The sequence below is a fragment of the Actinacidiphila bryophytorum genome (genome assembly GCF_016916835.1).
GTDB lineage: Bacteria > Actinomycetota > Actinomycetes > Streptomycetales > Streptomycetaceae > Actinacidiphila > Actinacidiphila bryophytorum.
In genome coordinates this window covers 62,502-82,403 of the sequence record NZ_JAFFIX010000004.1, presented here as the reverse complement: position 1 = coordinate 82,403, position 19,902 = coordinate 62,502, and the positions used below count along the sequence as shown (strand labels likewise).

Sequence of the window (19,902 nt, the reverse complement as noted above, 5' to 3'; positions counted from 1 at the left end):
GCCCGTGCACGCCGCACCTGACGGCGGGCGGCACCACACGCGGGCACGCCCCACCACAGAACCGCCACCGTCCCCACCGGAGTCCGACATGCGCCTGTTCGCGCGCGGCCTGACAGCCGCGGCACTGGTCCTCGCACCACTGACCGCGGTCGGCACACCCGCCGTCGCCGCCATCCCCCTTCCCACGCCCGCCGCCACGCTCGCCCCGCTGCGCACGCACGCGGACGCCGTCGCCGGGCAGTACATCGTCACCGTGCAGAAGGCACTCGACCCTTCGGCGATGGCGCAGAAGACCGGCGTCAAGCCCTTCTTCACCTACAGCAGCGCCTTGCGCGGCTTCGCCGTCACGCTCAACTCCACGCAGCTCGACGCGGTCCGCAGGATGCCCGGCGTCGAGGCGGTCGAGGAGAACGCCACGGTGTCCGCCTTCGACCTGGGCACCGCCACCGGCACCACCACCCGGCCCGCGGCCGGGCAGCGCGGCATCAGGGCCGCGGCAAGCAGCTGGGGCCTGGACCGGATCGACCAGCGCAACCTGCCGCTCGACGGGCAGTTCACCACCACCGGCAAGGGCGCGGGAGCGACCGCGTACATCATGGACACCGGTATCGACTTCGGCCACAGCGAGTTCGGCGGGCGGGCCGTGCCCGGCTTCGACGCCGTCGGCGACGGCCGCAACGGGCAGGACTGCCAGGGCCACGGCACCCATGTCGCCGGCACGGTCGGCGGCGCCACCTACGGTGTCGCCCCGCAGGCCAAGCTGGTCAGCGTCCGGGTGCTGGGCTGCGACGGCACCGGCAGCTGGGCCGGGATCATCGCGGGCTTCGACTGGGTGGCGAAGAACGCCCAGCAGCCCGCCGTGCTGAACGCCTCGCTCGGCGGCGGCTTCTCCCCCGCGGTCAACGACGCCGCCACCGCGGTGGCCGACGCGGGTGTGCTGCCCGTGGTGGCCGCGGGCAACAGCTCGGAGGACGCCTGCAACATCTCGCCCGCCGGCGCCGCGGGCGCCTTCACCGTCGGGGCGACCGACTCCGCCGACCGGCAGACGGGCTTCAGCAACTTCGGCGACTGCCTGACGCTGTACGCGCCCGGCCAGAACATCACCTCCGCCAAGCTCGGCGGCGGCAGCGTCGCGCTGAGCGGCACGTCGATGGCCAGCCCGCACGCGGCGGGCGTCGCGCTGCTCTACAAGGCGGCGAACCCGTCCGCCGACTCGCAGACCGTGGGCAACTGGGTTGCGGGACAGGCCACCGCGAACGTGCTGAGCGTCAGCGCGGGCTCGCCGAACCGGCTGCTCTTCACCGGCGGCCTGTGACCGCCGCCGCGGGCCGCTGAGGCCCCGCAGGACCCCCGCCCACCCCGTGAGCCGCCCCGTCACCGACGAGGCGGCTCACGGGCGTTCAGCGGCCCTGCGACGGCGGTCGGCTCACGGGCGTTCAGCGGCCGTCAGCCCGACGGCACCTCCGCGGACCTGCGGTAGCGGCCCGGCGCGATCCCGTACTCGCGCTTGAAGGCCTTCGCGAAGGCGAACTCCGCGCTGTAGCCGACCTGCTCGGCCACCACGCGCAGCGGTGCGTCCCCCGACAGCAGCAGCCGGCCCGCGGCCGTCATACGCCACCACGTCAGGTACGTCAGCGGCGGCGTGCCCACCAGGGCCGTGAAGCGCTGGGCGAACGCCGAACGCGACAGGCCGCCGCACGCGCCCAGCTCCTCCACCGTCCAGGCGCGGGACGGCTCGGCGTGGATCGCCTCCAGCGCCGGGCCGACCGCCGGGTCGGTGAGGGCCGTGGCCCAGCCCGGCCGGCCCGCGCCCCGGGCCTCGGCGGCCGACCTGTCCGCGAGCCAGCCGCGCAGGATGTAGAGCAGCAGGGCGTCCACCAGCGCGGGCACGATGCCGTCCCTGCCGGGCCTGCGCACGTCCAGCTCGGTGCTGAGCAGGCCGATCGCGGCATGCAGCGCCGGCTGGTCCGCGGGGCTGCACGGCAGGTGGACCAGGTCGGGAAGCTCGGCCATCAGCGGGTGCGGACGCGCGCGGCCCAGCGGATAGGCGCCGCACAGCAGCAGGGTGCGCGGCCCCGGCCCTTCGATCTCCACCCGGCCGATCGTCTGGCCCGGCTCCCAGTCGCCCGGGACGAAGTCGGTCAGGGGCGTCGCCGGGTCGTCCGCGAGGCTCATCGGGCTGCCGTGCCGCAGGAAGACGGCGTCGCCAGGGCCGAGCCGGACGGCGGCGCCCGCATCCGGCGGCAGCAGCCAGCACTCGCCTTCCAGGACGACATGGAAAGTGGCGCCGCCGACCTCGGGGAAGCGCAGGCCCCAGGGGGCGCGGACCTCGGTACGGGCCGAGCGCGTCCGGCCCGTGCGCATCGCGGCGAGTGCGTCGGCCAGTACGTCCATGCCGGGCAGTCTACGGCGGCCGCCCCTGTCGCGGCCGGACGCATGGACATGAATTCCGGATTCTGCGGCATTCATCATCCGCGGCTCGGTCCATAGTGTCGGCTTCGCAAGGCACACACGAAGGAGCTGAGACGTCATGAACGTGCTGGTGATCGGGGCGACGGGCAAGAGCGGGCGGCCGGTGGTGGACGCGCTCGTCGCGCGCGGTGCGAAGGTCCGCGCCGCCGCCCGTACGCCCGGGGCCGCGGCGCCCGGTGTCGAGCCGGTCCGCTTCGACTGGGCCGACCGCGACACGTGGCTGCCGGCCCTGGAAGGGGCCGAGGGCCTTTACGTGGTCGGCCCCTTCGGGCAGCCGGAGCCGGAACTGCTCATGCACCAGCTGCTCGACCAGGCGGGCGATGTGCGGCGGGTGGTGCTGCTGTCGGTGCTCGGCGCTGACCGCCTGCCGTCGCTGGTGCCGATGGCGAGCTGGGAGCACGACGTGCGGATGTCAGGGCGGGAGTGGACCGTGCTGCGGCCGAACTGGTTCCAGCAGAACTTCGGCGAGGGCTTCGCCGAGGGCCTGCGGACGCGGGGGGTGCTGGGGCTTCCCGCGGGGGACGCGGCCGTGAGCTTCGTCGACACCAGGGACGTCGGGGAGGTGGCCGCGATCGCCCTCACGTCGGACGGGCACGGCGGCCAGGTCTACGACCTGACGGGGCCGTCCGCGCTCACGCACGGCGAGGCGCTGCGGCTGCTCGGGCAGGCGAGCGGGCGCACCCTGCGGTACGAAGCGCTGGAGCCGGCGGACTTCGCGGACGCGATGCGCCGGGGCGGCGGCGGGGAGCGGGCGGTGGAGTGGCAGCTGGCCCTCTTCCGCCATGTGCGGGGCGGCGGCAATGCCGCCGTGACCTCCGCGGTCCACGACGTGACCGGCCACCCGGCCCGTTCCTTCCCTGCGTATGTGGCGGGCGCGTGAACCTGCGGTGCCCGGGGGGTGCGCCTACGGGGGTGCCACTTGCCGCGGCGGTGCGGCCTTCCCTCGGTGCGTGATTGGGCGCGCAGTTCCCCGCGCCCCTGCGGTGGTTGCCACGAGGTCACAGCAGCCCGTGGCGCATGGCCGAGGTCACCGCCGCCGTGCGGTCGGTCACGCCGAGTTTGGTGAAGGTGCGCAGCAGGTGGGTTTTGACCGTGGACTCGCCGATGAAGAGTCGGCGGCCGATCTCCGCGTTGGTGCAGCCGTCGGCGACCAGGCGCAGGACGGCGGTCTCGCGGTCGGACAGGTGGGGGCGTTCCGGGCGGACGCGGAGGCGGTCGACCAGGCGGGCGGCGACCGTGGGGGCCAGGACCGTCTCGCCGCGGGCGGCGGCGCGTACCGCGTCGGCGAGTTCGCCGCGGGCCAGGTCCTTGAGGAGGTAGCCGGCGGCGCCGGCCTCGACGGCGCGCAGGATGTCGCCGTCGGTCTCGTAGGTGGTCAGCACGATGACCCGGCAGGGCAGCCCGGCCGCGGTCATGCGGACGATGGACTCGACGCCGCCGCCGTCCGGCATCCGCAGGTCCATGAGCACGATGTCGGGCCGCAGGGAGGCGGCCAGCGCCTCGGCCTGCGGGCCGCTCGACGCCTCGCCGACGACGTCGAGGTCGGGCTCGGCGTCGAGCATCGCGCGGAGGCCCTCGCGGACGACGGGGTGGTCGTCGGCGAGCAGGATGCGGATCACGGGGTGCTCCTTGCGGCGGCGGCGAGCGGCAGGGTGACGGTGATCGAGGTGCCGCGGCCGGGGGCGCTGTCGACGGCGGCGGTGCCGCCCATCTCGGCGGCCCTGGCCCGCAGCCCGGGCAGGCCGTATCCGCCGCCGGGCGGCCCCGCGGGGTCGAAGCCGCGGCCGGTGTCGCGTACCGCGACGCGCAGGGTGTCCTCGGCGTAGTCCAGGTCGAGCGCGACGGGGACGGCGGGGCCTGCGTGCCGGCGGGAGTTGGCCAGCGCTTCCTGGCAGCTGCGCAGGGCCACGACCTCGACGGCCGCGGGCAGGGCGCGTACGGCACCGGTGATGGCGACGGTGGCGGGTGCGCCGGTCTGCTCGCTGTGGCGGGCGGCGAGGCGGCGTACCGCGTCGGGCAGGGAGCCGCCGTCCAGGCCCGCGGGGGCGGTGCCCGCGACCAGGGCGCGTGCTTCCGCCAGGTTCTCCCGGGCGGTGCCTGCCATCAGGGCGAGGTGGCGGCGGGCGAGGGCGGGGTCGGCGGCGAGTTCGGTCTCGACGGCCTGGACGAGCATCAGGATGCTGGTGAAGCCCTGCGCGAGGGTGTCGTGGATCTCCCGGGAGAGCCGTTCACGCTCGGCAAGGGCGCCGTGTTCCGCGGACAGCCGGGCGATCTCGCCGCGGCTGGCGTCCAGTTCCGCGACCAGTTCGGCGCGTTCGGTGCTCTGCTCGATGACGCGGATGATCCAGCTGCCGACGACCGCGGAGAAGGCGAGGGTGACGACCGCGAAGACGGAGTTGTAGTACAGGTCGTGGGTGTCGGGCCGCCAGACCAGCGCCCACGCGGCGACCGGTGCGGTGTTGATGACCGCGACGGCGGTGAGCGCGCCGGGCACCCGCAGCAGCATGAAGCACTGCGGCACGAGGGCGAAGGTGGCCAGCCGGGTCTCGCCGACCAGCGCGGCGGGCGGCAGGAACAGCAGCACCAGGCCGGCCAGGTAGCGTACGGCGGCAGGCGTGCCGGTGGTCTGCGACTGCATGACCAGCAGCGGGCGGCCGACCCACACGTACCAGAACACCGGCAGGCAGAACAGGCAGGCGGCGGCGACCCGTACGCGGATGCCCGGGCTCTCGGCGGCGAGCGCGAAGAGCACCGTGCCGACCCACACCACGGCGAAGTACGCGTCCCACGGCAGGAAGCTGCGCTCCCAGACGTGCCCGCCGCGGGGGCCGCCCGCGGCGGGCACGGCCGGAGCGGGCCGCACGGCCGGCACCGTCAGCCGTCGTTCCGGCTCTTCCAGCGGAAGGTCAGCAGGCACAGCACCAATCCTCCGATGCACCAGGCGCCCAGCACCAGGGCGATACGTCCGTATTCCCAACTGCCCGCCGGTTCCAGGGCTGCGGCCGCGTCCGGCAGGAACACCCCGCGCAGGCCCTGGCACATCCACTTCAGCGGGAAGAGCGCGCCGACGGTCAGCATCCAGTTCGGCACCGTGTCGATGAGGATGTACACCCCGGAGATGAACTGCAGCACCAGGAAGGGCAGGACGACCACCGACGTGGCGCTCTTGCCGGACTTGGGCACACTGCTGATCGCGATGCCCAGCAGGGCGCAGCCGGTGATGCCGAGCACGAAGATCCAGCCGAGGGTGAGCCAGCCGCCGAGGCCGGAGGGCAGGTCCACGTCGTAGACGGCGGCGCCGAAGACGAGCAGCGCGGCCGTCTCCATCAGCCCGGTGGCGAGAACCAGCCATATCTTGCCGAGGAAGTACGCGGCCGGCGGCATCGGGGTGCCGCGCAGCCGCCGCAGCACCTTGTCGTCGCGCTCGATGGCGATGGAGATGCCCAGCGACTGGAAGCTGGTGGACATGATGCCGGCGGCGGTCATCGAGGCCACGTAGTACTGGGAGGCGGTCGAGCCGGTGTCCGCCATGTCGTCGTGGAAGATCGAGGCGAACAGGAAGAGGAAGACGATGGGGAAGGCGAAGGTGAAGACCACCTGCTCGCGCAGCCGGAAGAACATCCGGATCTCCATCGCCCCGCGCAGCAGGCCCAGGCGCCAGGCGCCCGGCAGCCGTGCGGTGCGGTCGTCGCCGACCACCCCGAGCGCCCTGGCGGCGGTTTCGGCCATCACGCGTCCTCCGATCCGATGAGCCGCAGGTAGATGTCCTCCAACGTGGGCCGGGTGACCCGAAGTTCGGGGATCTCGCCGTCGAAGCGTCGGGCCAGCTCCGCGACCGTACGGGTCGGGGTGTCGGTCGCCTCGCTGCGCGCGGTGCCGTCCGGCTCCGCCCAGTGCACGGTCGCGCGCGCCTGCGCCCGCCCGGCCAGCGAGCCGGGTTCGCCCTCGGCGACGACCCGGCCCGCCGCGATCACCGCGAGGCGGTCGGCCAGCGCCTCGGCCTCGTCCAGGTAGTGGGTGGTGAGGATGATCGTGGTGCCCTCGTCGGCGAGCCGGCGGATCAGCGACCAGAACTGCCGTCGTGCGGCCGGGTCGAAGCCGGTCGTCGGCTCGTCGAGCAGCAGCAGCTCGGGGCCGCCGATCACGCCGAGGGCCACGTCGAGCCGCCTGCGCTGCCCCCCGGACAGCGCCTTGGTGCGGCTGCCGGCCTTCTCCGTCAGGCCCACCAGGTCGATGACCTCGGCGGGGTCGCGCGGCCGCGGGTAGTAGCGCGCGAAGTGCCCCACGGTCTCGGCGACGGTCAGCTCGGCCGCCGCCGACTCGTCCTGCCACACGATCCCGACCCGCGCCTGCCACGCCCGGTCCGCGGTGCCGGGGTCCTGCCCGAGCACCGCGACCTCGCCGCTGTCGCGGCGCCTGTGGCCCTGCAGGATCTCCACCGTCGTACTCTTGCCGGCCCCGTTCGGCCCCAGGATCCCGAACACCTCACCGCGCCGGATGCCGAGATCCACCCCGTTCACCGCGTCGACGTCGCCATACCGCTTGCGAAGCCCGCGCACCTTCACCACGTCGTCCGTCATGAACCCACCATCGCGCCGCTCACCCGCACGGGGAACGGCCGTACGGCCACACTCCCGTCCACCGATCGGTGGACGGCGGCACCGTCACCATCCGTCACGGACAGTGACATACGCTCGCGTGGCGGAGTCGCCGGGTCGGGGTCAGGATGGAGGCAACGGAGGGCGGTGAGCCCATGCGTGACACAGTCCCCGACCCGCTCGGCGGCGCCGCGGAACGGCGCAGTCCCGCCGAGCGGGCCGCACACGGCAAAGCGGTACGCCGCCGCCTGCCACGGTCGGCACACGCCCGCTTCGCACCGGGCAAGAAGCGCTTCGACCCGGTGGACCTGCTGGAACGGCAGTCCGCCGAGCGGGTCCAGGAGCTGGTGCCGATCCGCTACGGCCGCATGCTGGAGTCGCCCTTCCGCTTCTACCGGGGCGCCGCCGGCATCATGGCGGCCGACCTCGGCACGGCACCGCACACCGGGCTCACCACCCAGCTGTGCGGGGACGCGCACCTGCTCAACTTCCGGCTGCTGGCCTCCCCCGAGCGCCATCTCGTCTTCGACATCAACGACTTCGACGAGACGCTGCCCGGCCCCTTCGAATGGGACCTCAAGCGGCTGACGGCCAGCCTGGAGATCGTCGCCCGCGCCCGCGGTTTCAGCGCCGCCAAGCGCGGGGCGATCGTCCGCGGCGCCGTGGAGTCCTACCGCGAGCGCATGCAGCTCTTCGCCGGCATGGGCACCCTCGACATCTGGTACGCGCAGGACGACACCGACCAGCTCACCGCGCTGCTGCCCGAGGAGCAGCCAGGCGCGGGCATACGCAAGCGGACCGGCAAGGCGCTCGCCAAAGCCCGCACCAGGACCACGGCGCAGGCCTTCGACAAGCTCACCCGCCTCGTCGACGGGCAGCGCAGGATCGCCCCCGACCCGCCGCTGATCACGCCGTTGCGCGACCTGCTGCCGGACGCCCGGCGGGCCGAGCTGGAGGCGACGCTGCGCGAGCTGATCCGCCGCTACGGCGAGAGCCTGCCGGCCGAGCGGCGGCTGCTGCTCAGCCGCTTCGAGGTGGTCGACATGGCGCGCAAGGTCGTCGGCGTCGGCAGTGTCGGCACCCGCTGCTGGGTGATCCTGGCCATCGGGCGCGACGACCAGGACCCGCTGCTGCTCCAGGCCAAGGAGGCAGGACCCTCCGTCCTGACCCCCTACGCGGGCGCCGCCGCCCACGACAACCAGGGCCAACGCGTCGTGGCGGGCCAGCGGTTGATGCAGTCGGCCGGCGACATCCTGCTCGGCTGGGAGCGGGTCGTCGGCATCGACGGGCGGCAGCGCGACTTCTACGTGCGCCAGTTGCGCGACTGGAAGGGCATCGCGCGGCCCGACACGATGACCGCGGAGATGCTGCGGCTCTTCGCCCGGGTCTGCGGCGCCTCGCTCGCCCGCGCGCACGCCCGCTCCGGCGACCCCGTCGCCCTTGCCGCCTACGCCGGCACCGGCGAAGCGCTCGACCGTGCCCTGGCCGAGTTCGCCGAGGCCTACGCCGACCGCAACGCCCTCGACCACCAGGCCCTCGCCGCCGCGGCGGCGGAAGGCCGCGTCCCCGCATCCCCCCATCCCGGCTGAATCCGGAGGCACCGCCATGAACAACACCGTGTATCTCGCCTACGACTACCCCGTGCTCGGCGCCTTCTGGACCGCCATGTGGGTCTTCCTGTGGGTGCTGTGGATCTTCCTGCTCTTCCGGATCATCGCCGACCTCTTCCGCGACGACTCGCTGAGCGGCTGGGCCAAGACCGGCTGGCTGGTCTTCGTGGTGCTGCTGCCCTTCCTGGGCGTCTTCGTCTACGTCTGTGTGCGCGGCGCCGGTATGGGGCGCCGGGAGGCGCAGCACGCCAAGTCGCAGCAGCACGAGGTGGACGAGTACATCCGCAAGACCGCCGGTTCAGGGGGCGGGTCCTCCGCCGACGAGCTGGCCAAGCTCGCCGAGATGAAGAGTGCCGGGCACCTGTCGGAGGAGGAGTTCCAGCAGGCGAAGCAGAAGATCCTCAGCTGAGTGCCTGAGGGCCTGAGGGCCGCGGGGGGGGCGGCGCCTAGTAGACGTCGCGGACGTAGCGCTTGTCGGCCGCCAGGGCCTTGACGTACGCGGTTGCCGCCTCGGGGGACAGGCCGCCGTGGGTGGTGGCGATGGCGCGCAGGGCCTGGTCGACGTCCTTGGCCATGCGGGCGGCGTCGCCGCACACGTAGAAGTGCGCGCCGTCCTGGAGCCAGGACCACAGGAGCGGGCCGTGCTCGCGCATCCGGTCCTGGACGTAGACCTTGGCCCGCTGATCCCGGGAGAAGGCCGTGTCGAGGCGGGTCAGGGTGCCGTCGGCGAGGCGGGCGGCCAGGTCGTCCTCGTAGTAGAAGTCGGTGGCCCGGTGCTGCTCGCCGAAGAAGAGCCAGTTGGGGCCGCGGTGGCCGCGGGCGCGGCGCTCGTCGAGGAAGCCGAGGAAGGGGGCGACGCCGGTGCCGGGGCCGACCATGATCATGGGGATCGAGGGGTCGGCGGGCGGGCGGAACCCCGGCGTGCGGCGGACGTGGACGGGCACTGTCGTACCCGGTTCGGCGTCGGCGAGGAAGGGTGAGCAGACACCGCCGCGGGGGCGGCCCTCGGGGTTGTCGTAGCGCACGACGGAGACCGTCACCGCGATGTGCTCGGGGTCGGTCAGCGGGCTGGACGATATCGAGTACAGGCGCGGCTGGAGCCGCCTGAGCACCCCGGCCCATTCGTCGGCGCGGGCCTTGACGGCGTATTCGGCGACGACGTCGACGGCCTGCCGGCCCCAGGACCACTTGGCCAGCTCGTCCTTGTTGTCGGGCCGCAGCAGCTTCTTCAGGACCCGGTCGTGGGTGCGGTCGGCGACGAAGCGCAGCAGGTCGGGGCTGATCCTGGTGATGTCCAGGTGCCGGTGCAGCGCCTCGCCGAGCGGTACGTCGCCGACGCCCGGCACGGTGATCGCGGTGTGCGCGTCGAGGCCGGCCACGGCGAGCCACTCGTCCACCAGGGCGGGGGAGTTGACGGGCATGACGCCGAGCGCGTCGCCGGCCTCGTAGGGCAGCGGGACCGCGCTGTCGCGGGTGTCGAAGGTGAAGCGGCGCACTTCCTTGGCGGCGCCCTGGCGGCTCAGCAGGACGTTGCCGGTCAGGCGCGCGGTGCCGCCCGCGGCCTTGCGCACCGGAGCCGCGGGTGCGGCGGCGGGCGGCGCCGGGCTGTCCGCGAGGGCGCCGAGCACCCGGTCGAGCCAGGCCAGCGCTGACGTCTCGTAGTCCGGCTCGCAGTCGGTGCGCGGCGCCAGGCGTACGCCGCCCAGCTCGCCGAGGCGTTCGTCGAGCCGGCGGCCGTGCCCGCAGAAGTCGTCGTAGGAGGAGTCGCCGAGGGCCAGCACGGCGAAGCGGCGGCCGTCGAGGCGGGGGGTGTCGGGGGCGGTGAGGGCGTCCCAGAAGCCGGTGCCGTTGTCGGGGGCGTCGCCGTCACCGAAGGTGCTGGTGATCAGCAGCAGGTCGGCGGTGGCGGGCAGCGCCGCGGGCGAGGCGTCGGCCATGCCGAGCAGGGTGGCGCGGTGCCCTGTGCCGGTGAGGCGCTCGGCCGCGGCGGCGGCGAAGTCCTCGGCGTTGCCGGTCTGCGAGGCCCACAGCACCACCACCTCCCGGCCGGACTGCGGTACGTCGCCGCCGGCGGCGGGGTCGGGTGCCGCGGGCTGCCGCGAGTACATGCCGGCGAGCGCCCCGTTGACCCACAGCCGGTGCTCGGGTGTGAAGGGCGCCTCGGTCGGCAGTACCGGCACCCCGGCAAGGCCCGAGCTGATACCGGCCAGGAAGCCCATCAGGTAGCGGCGTTCGTGCTCCGCCAGGACCGGCGGCGCCATGTCGGTCACGCCGAAGACCTGCCCGGCCGCGGCGACCCCCCGCTCCACGGCGGGCAGTGCGACGGGATCGGGGGCAGGGGCGGGTGCCGCGACCCTGGTCAGCGACACCGCGCACACCTTGAACTCCGGCTGGAAGGACACCGGGTCGACCGCGTCGCTGGTGACGGCGTTGACGCTGAGGTACTCGCCGAAGAGGTCGTTCCAGTGGAAGGGCGCGAAGCAGCAGCCCGGCAGCACCCGGTCGGTGAGCACCGCGGGCAGCACCGCACGGCCGCGCCGCGAGGCGACCTCGACGGCGTCGCCCTCGGCGATGCCCAGCTCGGCGGCGTCCCGCGGGTGCAGCTCCACGAAGGGGCCGGGGTTGAGCTTGTTGAGCCTGGCGACCTTGCCGGTCTTGGTCAGGGTGTGCCACTGGTGCTGCAGGCGGCCGGTGTTGAGCACGAAGGGGAAGTCGTCGTCGGGCATCTCGGCCGGCGGCACGTGCGGTCTGGCGTGGAAGACCGCCCGGCCGCTGGGCGTCGGGAAGCGCAGGCCGTCGCCCTCGACGTAGCGGATCGGGTTGCGGTCCCGCCCGTCCGCGGTGGGCGCCGGCCACTGCACGGGGGTGCCGCGCAGCCGCTCGTACGTCACGCCCCGCAGGTCGTAGCCGGTGACCGGGTTCCAGGCGCGGCGGATCTCGTCGAAGACGTCCTCGGGCCCCGCGTAGTCGAAGGCGTCGCCGTAGCCCATCGCGCGCGCCACCTCGGCGATGATCCGCCAGTCGGGCAGCGCCTCGCCTGGCGGGTCCACGACCTGCCGGGCGAGGGTGAGGTTGCGCTCGCTGTTGACCATGACGCCGTCGGACTCCGTCCACATCGCGCCGGGCAGCACGATGTCGGCGTACGCGTTGGTCTCGGTGTCGGCGAACACGTCCTGCGTGACGACGAACTCGGCCGCCTCCAGGCCCTCGATGACGGTGCGGCGGTTCGCGACCGACGCGACGGGGTTGGTGCACATGATCCAGCAGGCCTTGATCTCGCCGTCCGCCATGCGCCGGAACAGCTCCACGGTGCCGCGCCCGACACCGTCGGCCCGCACGGTGCCCGGCGGCAGCCCCCACAGCTGCTCGGCGAAGGCCCGGTCCTCCGCGACCAGCACCGAGCGCTGGCCGGGCAGGCCGGGACCCATGTAGCCCATCTCCCGGCCGCCCATCGCGTTCGGCTGGCCGGTGAGCGAGAACGGGCCGCTGCCGGGGCGGCAGATCGCACCCGTCGCCAGGTGCAGGTTGATCAGCGCGTTGGTGTTCCAGGTGCCGTGCGTGGACTGGTTGAGCCCCATCGTCCAGCAGCTCGTCCACTCGGCCGCGCCGCCGATCAGCTCGGCGGCCCGCCGGATGTCCGCCTCCGGAATGCCGGTGGTGGCGGCGACGGCCGCCGGCGGGTAGTCGGCGAGGAAACCGGGCATCGCCTCCCAGCCCTCGGTCCAGCGGGCGATGAAGTCCTCGTCGGTGTCGCCGTTCTCGTGCAGCAGGTGCAGCAGGCCGTTGAGCAGGGCCAGGTCCGTGCCCGGGCGGATCTGCAGGAAGAGGTCCGCCTTCGCGGCGGTCGCGGTGCGCCGCGGGTCCACCACGATCAGCTTGGCGCCCGCCTTGACCCGCTCCATCATGCGCAGGAAGAGGATCGGATGGCAGTCGGCCATGTTCGAGCCGATGACCAGGAAGACGTCGGCGCGGTCCAGGTCCTCGTACGACCCGGGCGGGCCGTCCGCGCCCAGCGACAGCTTGTAGCCGCTGCCGGCGCTCGCCATGCACAGCCGGGAGTTCGACTCGATCTGGTTCGTGCCGACGAAGCCCTTGGCCAGCTTGTTCGCCAGGTACTGCGCCTCAAGGCTCAGCTGGCCCGACACGTACAGGGCCACCGCGTCCGGGCCGTGCTCGTCGACGATCGCCCGCAGCCGGCGGCCGGTCTCGGCGATCGCCTCAGCGGCGGGCGACGGTACGGCCTCGGCGCCGCGCTCCGCCCGCACCAGCGCCCGATCCAGCCTGCCCGGCGCCGACAGCATGTCCGCCGTCGTGGCGCCCTTGGTGCACAGGCGGCCGTGGTTCGCCGGATGCGACTTGTCGCCGACGGCCTTCAGTACGGTGCGGTGGCCGTCGGGGCCTGCCCCGACGTCCAGGAGGAGGCCGCAGCCGACGCCGCAGTACGAGCACACCGTCCGCACTGTCGTGCCCACCGTCGTGCCCACCCGCGGGTCCTCCCTCCGCGGCCCCCGCGGCCGCGCCAGCCCGACGCTACGAAGCCGCCATTACGCGGCGGTCACTCCGCGGGCCGCCCGCGGTTACACCCTCTGCACAGGCGGGGGCCTGTGCGTGTGAGCAGCGGCGCCCTCGCGGAGGGCAGTCACCCTTTCCCCGCGGGGGGCGCGCGTGTTCCCCCCGCCGGGGGGCGCGGGGTTCGGCCCCGGACGACTTGTCGGGTGATTGCCACTGTGTGGTGCGTGACTTGCCTGCGGCTGCACCGTGGCTTGGCGCGCAGTTCCGCCCCCCAGAGCTTCACCTGGGGTACCCCCAGCGCCCCTCAGGTCCTGCCCCTTGCGGGCCGCCTTCGCCCGCAGCGCCATCGGAGCTGGGCGCGCAGTTCCCCGCGCCCCTGAGAAACGTCTGTCCTCGGCGGGGAAGATGATCAGGCGTGGACTACGAGGTTGGAGGCGCGGAGGGAGGCGAGCAGGGTGGGGGGTGCGGTGAGGGCGGAGCCGCAGGCGTAGGGGGGATCGGGGGCGTACTCCACGACCAGTTGGATGGCCTCGGCCACTGCGTCGCCGGCGAGGCGGCCGGCCAGCTGGAGGGCCAGGTCGATGCCGGCCGAGACGCCGGCGGACGTGGCGTACTTGCCGTCGAAGACGACCCGGTCCGTGCTCGGCTCGGCGCCGAAGAGCGGCAGGTGCTCCAGGGTGATCCAGTGCGAGGCGGCCCGCCGCCCGCGCAGCAGGCCCGCCCCGGCCAGCAGCAGCGAGCCGGAGCACACGGACGTCGTCCAGGTCGTCGTGGCGTCGGCGGCCCGCAGCCAGTCGAGTACGGCGGTGTCGCCGAGCGCCTGCTCGGTGCCGGGGCCGCCGGGCACGACGAGCAGGTCGGGTGCGGTGACCTCGGCCAGCGGGAGGTCGGCGGTCAGCGCGAGGCTGCCCATGTCGGTGCGCACAGGCCCGGCCTCGGCCGCGGTGAAGACCACCTCGGCGCCGGGGATGCGCGACAGGATCTCGTACGGTCCGACCGTGTCGAGCGCGGTGAACCCCTCGTAGAGCAGTACGGCAATCTGCATGGTCAGCTCCTGACAGAGTGGAAGCGCCTGCGGTATTCCGCCGGTGGGACCGACAGCGTGCGGACGAAGGCGCGGCGCATGGCCTCGGCGGTGCCGTAGCCGGCGGCGCGGGCGATCTCCGCGACCCCGGAGCCGGTGTCCTCCAGCAGCCGGCGGGCCGCCTCCAGGCGGGTCCTGTCGACGTACTGGCCGGGTGTGACGCCGACCTCGGCGCGGAAGGCGCGGGCGAACTGCCGCGGTGAGAGGGCGGCGCGCTCGGCGAGCGCGGCCACCGACAGGTCGGCGTCGGGGTGCTCGGTGATCCAGCGCTGGACCTCGCGCAGCGGGTGCCGCTGCGCGACCTGCGCGGCCAGCTGCGTGCTGAACTGCGCCTGGCTGCCGGGCCTGCGCAGGAAGACCACCAGGCCGCGGGCGACGGCGAGGGCGAGGTCCCGGCCCAGGTCCTCCTCGACCAGGGCGAGCGCCAGGTCGATGCCCGCGGTGACACCGGCGGAGGTGGCGTACCGGCCGTCCCGAACGAAGATCGGCTCGGGGTCGACGGTGATCTGCGGGTAGCGGCGGGCGAGGGTGCCGCAGTACGCCCAGTGCGTCGTGGCCCGGCGGCCGTCGAGCAGGCCCGCGGCGGCCAGCAGGAAGGCGCCGGTGCACACCGACACGACGCGCCCGGCGCCGGCGGCGAGTTCTGCGACCCGTGCCACGACCTCGGGGTCGGCGGGGTGCGTGCCGTGGCCGCCGGGCACCAGCAGGACGTCGGGCACCGCGGCGGTCCGCAGGTCCTCGTCCGGCAGCAGCCGCAGCCCGGCGGAGGTGCGTACCGGACCGCCGCCGAGCGCCGCGGTCCTGATCCGGTACGCGGGCGGGCCGGCGTCCTGCGCAGGGGCCTGCGGGGCCAGGTCCGCGGCGACCGCGAAGACTTCGAGCGGGCCGGTCACGTCGAGGCTCTGCACGCCCTCGAAGAGCACGATGAGCACGTCACGGGTGGTCACACCGTTCAGCCTTGCAGTGCGCCCGGATGGCGGCAATGACGAGTTTCCCACCTTTCCTGCCATCGGCGGACGGCGAAAGGGCCGCCGGCGCGAGATCGCCGACGGCCCTGGCGGAACAGGTGGAGCAGGTAGTGCTGGTGGTACTGGTGGTGCTGGTCGAGCAGGGGTCAGCTGTTGTTGACGCCGTTGCCGGACAGGACCGGGATGTTGTCGATGATGTGCGACAGCGGCTCGTCGCCCTTGGCCTGGGTCGAGTTCTCGGCGCACTGCTGGTTCTGCGGCGACGACAGGACGTTGATGTCCTGGACGGTGACCGGGATGAAGCCGATGAGCGAGCCCACGTTCGCCTTGACCGGCAGACCGACGCAGGGCTTGTTCAGGGTGCCCTGGACCAGGCCGATCTGCGGGCTCTCGGTGCCGCTGGTCACGGTGTTGCCGTAGTTCTGCACGGCGCCGTTGCCGTTGACCGTGGTGGTGCCCGAGTCGTCGCCGATCGCCATGGCCGGGGCGGCGGAGGCGCCGACAGCGACGACCGAGGCGGCGAGGGCGGCTCCGGCCAGCATCTTCTTGATCATTGAATGTCCCTTTGCGGTGCGAGGTTGCACGGTTGTGGAAGGAAGGTCTGAGCGATCTGATCAACCGCTCACGGGGGGTTTGGTTCCGGCGATTCACTCCGACGGTGGAGTGGGGGCGCCGGAGATGTGACGGGTCGTCAGCCGCCGAGACCACCGAGCACGCCGGCCAGCGGCAGGCTGCCGAGCGGCAGCCCGCCCAGCAGCGAGGCGCCGGGCACGGCACCGCCGAGACCGGACTTGGCGACGCCCTGGGTGGCGGTGCTCGCCTGCCCCAGGAGGGCGTCGGCCGAGGTGTCGCCCCGGAGGTGTTCGGTCGCCTGGGTCAGGGTGTTCAGCGTCGAGTCGACCTGCGCGCTGTCGGCGGCCTTCTGCAGCGGCTGCTCGTTGAGCGCCTGCTCGACCCCACCGTTGATACTGGTGGGCATCGTGCTCATGTTGTCGGTGCTCACGGTGTCGGCGAACGCGGGCGCACCCACGCCGACCGCCATCACGGAGCCGGCCACAACCGCTGCAACCTTCGAGTACTTCACTTGCCACCCTTTCGGTAGCGCCGGATGTCTGTCTCTTGGACAACGACTACGGATTGCAACGGAAACTGTGTGCAGACCCGCCGCGTGACAATCACCCGATAGTGCGGACGTGACTTCCCGCAAATCGGCAGTGAATGGCTCAGGAATAGGTACGGCGAATACGCGCGGCCCGCGTGGAACGCCGGTAGAGCATCGCGCCGCTCAGCAGCAGCGCGGCTCCCGCGCCGGTCGCGGTGCCCACCGCGGCGCTCGACGTACCGGTCTCCGCCAACTGCACCTCGGGGGCGGGAGCGGGCGCCGCGGGCGTGTCGACCTGGGGCGCGGGCGGCTCCGAGTGCCGCGGACCGGGCACCACGGGGGCGGGCGCCGCACCGTTCGCACAGGAATTCCCGCTCACCGCATTGAGCAGTGCGGCCACGTCGACGGAGTTGCCGCACACGTTCACCGGTGCCTCGACGGGGATGTTCACGCTGTTTCCCGACAGCACTCCGGGGGAGCCGTGCGCGCTGCTGTCCGCGGTGGCTCCGTCCGAATAGTCGTCGGCCGAATGATCGTCAGCCGAATGGCCGGAATCGGCTCCGCCGCCCTGGGCGTCGGTGTCGGCACTCGCATAGCCGCCCGTCACGGCGAGGATGCTGCTCGCGGCAGCAACGGTGAGCAGACTCCGGCTCAGAATCTGTCGTCGCATGGACTCTCTTCTCCGCTCGTGCATGGTGCAGGGTCGTGCAAAAGGTGGTGCAGATGACGGACCGCCCCGGAGTGCTGTGTGCACTCGGCCCGGGGCGGTACCTGATCAGAGCGTTGCGCCCGACCGGTTCTGCGTCGGTCGACCTCAGTGGGAGTCGGCGTTGACGCAGGTGTTGCCGAACGCCGGGTTGAGCAGGGCGATGATGTTGACGGTGTTGCCGCACAGGTTGACCGGCACGTGGACCGGGACCTGGATGAGGTTGCCGGACAGCACGCCGGGCGAGTGGGCGGCGACGCCGCCCGCACCCGAGCTGGCGAAGGCCGGGGTGGCCACGCCCATGGCGATCACGGTTCCCGCGGCGAATGCAGCGGCCTTGGTGAGCTTCTTCACGGTTCTACTCCTTTTCCGGCGGCGGCGGCCATGAGCCGTCACGGATTTCGTGGCGGCGAACCCGTTAATCCCGAGTACCTGCACACCGCGCCGACCGGTCAACGACGATTGATGCCGGTAGGTGACTCCCCGCTCTTCTTCGGGTGGCATCATCCACTCGAATGGAGGGCGTGATTCGCCTTACCGGTACGAGGAACGGCTCCGGCTGCCGGATTTCCACCGGCGGCCGGAGCCGCGAAAGGGGACCTGGCGGAACCCGGACGGCCGCGTCCTCAGTTGTTGCCGGCACCGTTCCCGGACAGCACCGGGATGTTGTCCAGGATGTGCGACAGCGGCTCGTCGCCCTTCGACTGGGTCGAGTTCTCGGTGCACTGCTGGTTCTGCGGCGACGACAGGACGTTGATGTCCTGGACGGTGATCGGGATCGCGCCGACCAGCGAGCCCAGGTTGGCCTTCGCCGGCAGGGCGATGCAGGGCTTGTTGAGCGAGCCCTGGATCAGCGCGAACGACGGGCTCATGTAGCCGCTGGTGTAGGTGTTGCCGTAGTTCTGCTCGGAACCGTTGCCGTTGGCGGTCGTGGTCCCGGTGTCGTTGCCGATGGCCATCGCCTGCGGGGCGATCGACGCCGAGACGCCCGCGACGGAGACGGCCACGGCGGCCGTGGCGAGGAACTTCTTGATCACGGTGGGTCCTTTGTGAACTGGAGTGAGATTGCCCCCGGAAGACGGGTCTGCCTGTCCAACACCGGCGCCTGCGTTTGGTAATGACCTTTCACTCGAATGGCTATCGCCGGGCATGGCACTCGCGTGCGCCAGGCGGCGGGGTGAGTGCGCCGCCTCCCGGTTGACACCACGTCAACACGCTGCCGGTGTGATCGTCACAAGAGGCGGTAACAAGGCGCCGGTGAGCGCGGCTTACGTGATTTTCGACGCACCTTCTGCGACCGTGCATTCCTGTTTCCGGGGATTACCTGACCGACTCGGTATTCGTTGAGTCCACGCAGCCGCCCCGCGAGACCGAGTGGCGGGGTTTGACGGGCTCGTAGAGGGAGAACCGCGCGCGATGCCGCAACAGCAGGACGGACTCGCCGGGCTGACGGTGCTGCACATGGCCCAGCCCGTCGAGGGCGGGGTGGGCCGCGTCGTGGCGGACCTGGTCCGCGCGCAGGTACGCGCGGGAGCGCGCGTCGTCGTCGGCTGCCCCGACCCGGGCGCCGGGGGGCGGGCGCGGGCGCGGGACCCGCTGGTCCCGGCGCCCGACACGCTGCCGGAAGCCGCCGCCCGCGCCGGCGCGCAGGTCGTACGCTGGCCGGCCCGCCGCGCGCCGGGACCCGCGCTCGCCGGGGAAGTGGCGGCGGCGGCCCGGCTGGTCCGCGCGGTACGCCCCGACCTGCTCCACCTGCACAGCGCCAAGGCGGGCCTCGCAGGACGCCTCGCGGTACGCGGCCGGGTGCCGACCGTCTTCCAGCCGCACGCCTGGTCCTTCGACGCGGTCGGCGGCGCCACCGCCGCGGGCGCCCGCGCCTGGGAGCGGTACGCCGCGCGCTGGGCGGACCGGGTGCTGTGCGTCAGCGACGCCGAGTGCCTCGCCGGCCGGGCGGCCGGGGTACGCGCCCGCTGGGCCGTGGTGCGCAACGGCGTCGACCTGGCCCGTTTCACCCCGGCCGCCGACCGCGCCGCCGTCAGGGCCGCGCTGCCCGCGCTGTCCGACGTCGGACCCGGTACGCCGCTGGTGGTGTGCGTCGGCCGGCTGTGCCCGCAGAAGGGCCAGGACGTGCTGCTGCGGGCCTGGCCCGCCGTCGCCGCGGCCGTGCCCGAGGCCCGCCTCGTCCTGGTCGGCGACGGCCCCGACCACCGCCGGCTGCTGCTCGACGCGCCCCCCGGCGTGCTGCTCGCGGGCGCAGCCCGCGACACGGTGCCGTGGTATCGCGCCGCCGACGTCGTGGTGCTGCCCTCGCGGTGGGAGGGCATGGCGCTGGCACCGCTCGAAGCGATGGCCTGCGGGCGCCCGGTGGTCACCACCGACGTCAGCGGCGCCCGTGAGGCGCTCCACCCGTCCGACGCCGACGCCTGCGCCGTCCCGGTGGACGACGCCGCCGCCCTCGCCGCGGCGCTCCAGCGGCTGCTGGCCGACCACCCGCTGCGTACGGCCGCGTCGCTGCGCGCACTGGCCCGGGCACGCGAACGCCACGACGTGGCAAGAGCCGCGGCCGAGACCGCGGCGCTCTACCGCGACGTGCTGGCACTCCCCCACCCCGCCCGCGCCCGGCGGCTCCCCCGGTGACCCCCGACCCCACCCCACCAGCGCCCCAACAACCGACATCCACCCGCACGTACGACCCGGCGCGCGCGGAAAAGCCCCCGCGGGACGAGGACCGCCCGGTCAACCGACCGTCGCCGGACACGTACGGCACCCGCCCATACGACCCGGGCCGCCCCGACGACCGCCCGGGCATGCGCCCCGCCCCCCAACAACCCGCGGCGACCCGCGCGTACG

The 19,902-nt window shown here is 73.3% G+C and carries 18 protein-coding genes; 5 read left to right on the top strand and 13 right to left on the bottom strand.

What is annotated here, in order from left to right; all coding sequences use genetic code 11:
• Nucleotides 1–88: 88 nt before the first annotated feature.
• Entirely contained in the window at nt 89–1,315 is a 1,227-nt protein-coding gene (locus tag JT723_RS07690) for a S8 family peptidase (protein WP_205043732.1), read from the top strand.
• 131 nt (nt 1,316–1,446) lie between these two features.
• On the opposite strand, the gene JT723_RS07685 is transcribed toward JT723_RS07690, so the two are convergent.
• Nucleotides 1,447–2,394 carry an AraC family transcriptional regulator gene (locus JT723_RS07685; protein ID WP_205043731.1) on the bottom strand — a complete coding sequence of 316 codons (948 nt, stop codon included), beginning with the start codon at nt 2,392–2,394 and terminating at the stop codon, nt 1,447–1,449.
• A gap of 136 nt (nt 2,395–2,530) precedes the next feature.
• Between JT723_RS07685 and JT723_RS07680 the strand changes: the two genes are divergently transcribed.
• Nucleotides 2,531–3,352, top strand: coding sequence for an NAD(P)H-binding protein (locus tag JT723_RS07680; protein ID WP_205043730.1), 822 nt, complete (start codon nt 2,531–2,533; stop codon nt 3,350–3,352).
• 118 nt (nt 3,353–3,470) lie between these two features.
• On the opposite strand, the gene JT723_RS07675 is transcribed toward JT723_RS07680, so the two are convergent.
• From JT723_RS07675 to JT723_RS07660, 4 genes are read right to left on the bottom strand one after another with little or no spacing between them, the layout of a single operon-like run.
• Nucleotides 3,471–4,091 carry a response regulator gene (locus JT723_RS07675; RefSeq protein ID WP_205043729.1) on the bottom strand — a complete coding sequence of 207 codons (621 nt, stop codon included), beginning with the start codon at nt 4,089–4,091 and terminating at the stop codon, nt 3,471–3,473.
• Entirely contained in the window at nt 4,088–5,389 is a 1,302-nt protein-coding gene (locus tag JT723_RS07670; protein ID WP_205043728.1) for a sensor histidine kinase, read from the bottom strand. Before JT723_RS07670 ends, JT723_RS07675 begins: the two co-directional genes overlap by 4 nt.
• Nucleotides 5,347–6,201 (bottom strand): ABC transporter permease, encoded by an 855-nt coding sequence (locus JT723_RS07665; RefSeq protein WP_205043727.1) that lies wholly within the window; start codon nt 6,199–6,201, stop codon nt 5,347–5,349. Before JT723_RS07665 ends, JT723_RS07670 begins: the two co-directional genes overlap by 43 nt.
• Nucleotides 6,201–7,052 (bottom strand): ABC transporter ATP-binding protein, encoded by an 852-nt coding sequence (locus tag JT723_RS07660; protein WP_205043726.1) that lies wholly within the window; start codon nt 7,050–7,052, stop codon nt 6,201–6,203. Before JT723_RS07660 ends, JT723_RS07665 begins: the two co-directional genes overlap by 1 nt.
• A gap of 173 nt (nt 7,053–7,225) precedes the next feature.
• On the opposite strand from JT723_RS07660, the gene JT723_RS07655 reads away from it, so the two are divergent.
• Together JT723_RS07655 and JT723_RS07650 are read left to right on the top strand one after the other, a co-directional pair.
• Complete coding sequence (locus tag JT723_RS07655; protein WP_205043725.1) at nt 7,226–8,659, top strand: DUF2252 domain-containing protein; 1,434 nt, start codon at nt 7,226–7,228, stop codon at nt 8,657–8,659.
• 16 nt (nt 8,660–8,675) lie between these two features.
• Nucleotides 8,676–9,089, top strand: a complete 414-nt coding sequence (locus JT723_RS07650; RefSeq protein WP_205043724.1) for an SHOCT domain-containing protein — start codon at nt 8,676–8,678, stop codon at nt 9,087–9,089.
• A gap of 37 nt (nt 9,090–9,126) precedes the next feature.
• Here JT723_RS07650 and JT723_RS07645 read toward each other — a convergent pair whose 3' ends face one another.
• The 8 genes from JT723_RS07645 to JT723_RS07610 form a co-directional block, all read right to left on the bottom strand.
• Entirely contained in the window at nt 9,127–13,164 is a 4,038-nt protein-coding gene (locus tag JT723_RS07645; RefSeq protein WP_251513279.1) for a bifunctional nitrate reductase/sulfite reductase flavoprotein subunit alpha, read from the bottom strand.
• Nucleotides 13,165–13,601: 437 nt separating this feature from the next.
• The gene (locus JT723_RS07640) at nt 13,602–14,237 is read right to left on the bottom strand and encodes a DJ-1/PfpI family protein (protein ID WP_205043723.1); all 636 of its coding nucleotides are present in this window, start codon (nt 14,235–14,237) and stop codon (nt 13,602–13,604) included.
• A gap of 2 nt (nt 14,238–14,239) precedes the next feature.
• The gene (locus tag JT723_RS07635; protein ID WP_251513281.1) at nt 14,240–15,223 is read right to left on the bottom strand and encodes a GlxA family transcriptional regulator; all 984 of its coding nucleotides are present in this window, start codon (nt 15,221–15,223) and stop codon (nt 14,240–14,242) included.
• A gap of 167 nt (nt 15,224–15,390) precedes the next feature.
• On the bottom strand, nt 15,391–15,798 hold the full coding sequence (locus JT723_RS07630; protein ID WP_205043721.1) for a rodlin: 408 nt from the start codon (nt 15,796–15,798) through the stop codon (nt 15,391–15,393).
• A 137-nt stretch (nt 15,799–15,935) separates the two neighbouring features.
• Nucleotides 15,936–16,301, bottom strand: a complete 366-nt coding sequence (locus tag JT723_RS07625) for a hypothetical protein (protein ID WP_205043720.1) — start codon at nt 16,299–16,301, stop codon at nt 15,936–15,938.
• A gap of 166 nt (nt 16,302–16,467) precedes the next feature.
• Complete coding sequence (locus JT723_RS36075; RefSeq protein ID WP_205043719.1) at nt 16,468–17,016, bottom strand: chaplin; 549 nt, start codon at nt 17,014–17,016, stop codon at nt 16,468–16,470.
• Nucleotides 17,017–17,160: 144 nt separating this feature from the next.
• The gene (locus JT723_RS07615) at nt 17,161–17,355 is read right to left on the bottom strand and encodes a chaplin (RefSeq protein ID WP_205044008.1); all 195 of its coding nucleotides are present in this window, start codon (nt 17,353–17,355) and stop codon (nt 17,161–17,163) included.
• 323 nt (nt 17,356–17,678) lie between these two features.
• Nucleotides 17,679–18,089, bottom strand: coding sequence for a rodlin (locus tag JT723_RS07610; protein WP_205043718.1), 411 nt, complete (start codon nt 18,087–18,089; stop codon nt 17,679–17,681).
• Nucleotides 18,090–18,468: 379 nt separating this feature from the next.
• On the opposite strand from JT723_RS07610, the gene JT723_RS07605 reads away from it, so the two are divergent.
• Nucleotides 18,469–19,689, top strand: coding sequence for a glycosyltransferase family 4 protein (locus JT723_RS07605; RefSeq protein ID WP_240165253.1), 1,221 nt, complete (start codon nt 18,469–18,471; stop codon nt 19,687–19,689).
• The last annotated feature ends 213 nt before the right edge of the window (nt 19,690–19,902 follow it).

Bases quoted from the DNA above. Each gene is read 5' to 3' on its own strand.
- JT723_RS07685 (WP_205043731.1), bottom strand. From the start codon at position 2,394: ATGGACGTACTGGCCGACGCACTCGCCGCGATGCGCACGGGCCGGACG.
- JT723_RS07655 (WP_205043725.1), top strand. From the start codon at position 7,226: ATGCGTGACACAGTCCCCGACCCGCTCGGCGGCGCCGCGGAACGGCGC.
- JT723_RS07605 (WP_240165253.1), top strand. From the start codon at position 18,469: ATGCCGCAACAGCAGGACGGACTCGCCGGGCTGACGGTGCTGCACATG.
- JT723_RS07630 (WP_205043721.1), bottom strand. From the start codon at position 15,798: ATGATCAAGAAGATGCTGGCCGGAGCCGCCCTCGCCGCCTCGGTCGTC.
- JT723_RS07665 (WP_205043727.1), bottom strand. From the start codon at position 6,201: ATGGCCGAAACCGCCGCCAGGGCGCTCGGGGTGGTCGGCGACGACCGC.
- JT723_RS07660 (WP_205043726.1), bottom strand. From the start codon at position 7,052: ATGACGGACGACGTGGTGAAGGTGCGCGGGCTTCGCAAGCGGTATGGC.
- JT723_RS07615 (WP_205044008.1), bottom strand. From the start codon at position 17,355: ATGGGCGTGGCCACCCCGGCCTTCGCCAGCTCGGGTGCGGGCGGCGTC.
- JT723_RS07680 (WP_205043730.1), top strand. From the start codon at position 2,531: ATGAACGTGCTGGTGATCGGGGCGACGGGCAAGAGCGGGCGGCCGGTG.
- JT723_RS07640 (WP_205043723.1), bottom strand. From the start codon at position 14,237: ATGCAGATTGCCGTACTGCTCTACGAGGGGTTCACCGCGCTCGACACG.
- JT723_RS07650 (WP_205043724.1), top strand. From the start codon at position 8,676: ATGAACAACACCGTGTATCTCGCCTACGACTACCCCGTGCTCGGCGCC.
- JT723_RS07690 (WP_205043732.1), top strand. From the start codon at position 89: ATGCGCCTGTTCGCGCGCGGCCTGACAGCCGCGGCACTGGTCCTCGCA.
- JT723_RS36075 (WP_205043719.1), bottom strand. From the start codon at position 17,016: ATGCGACGACAGATTCTGAGCCGGAGTCTGCTCACCGTTGCTGCCGCG.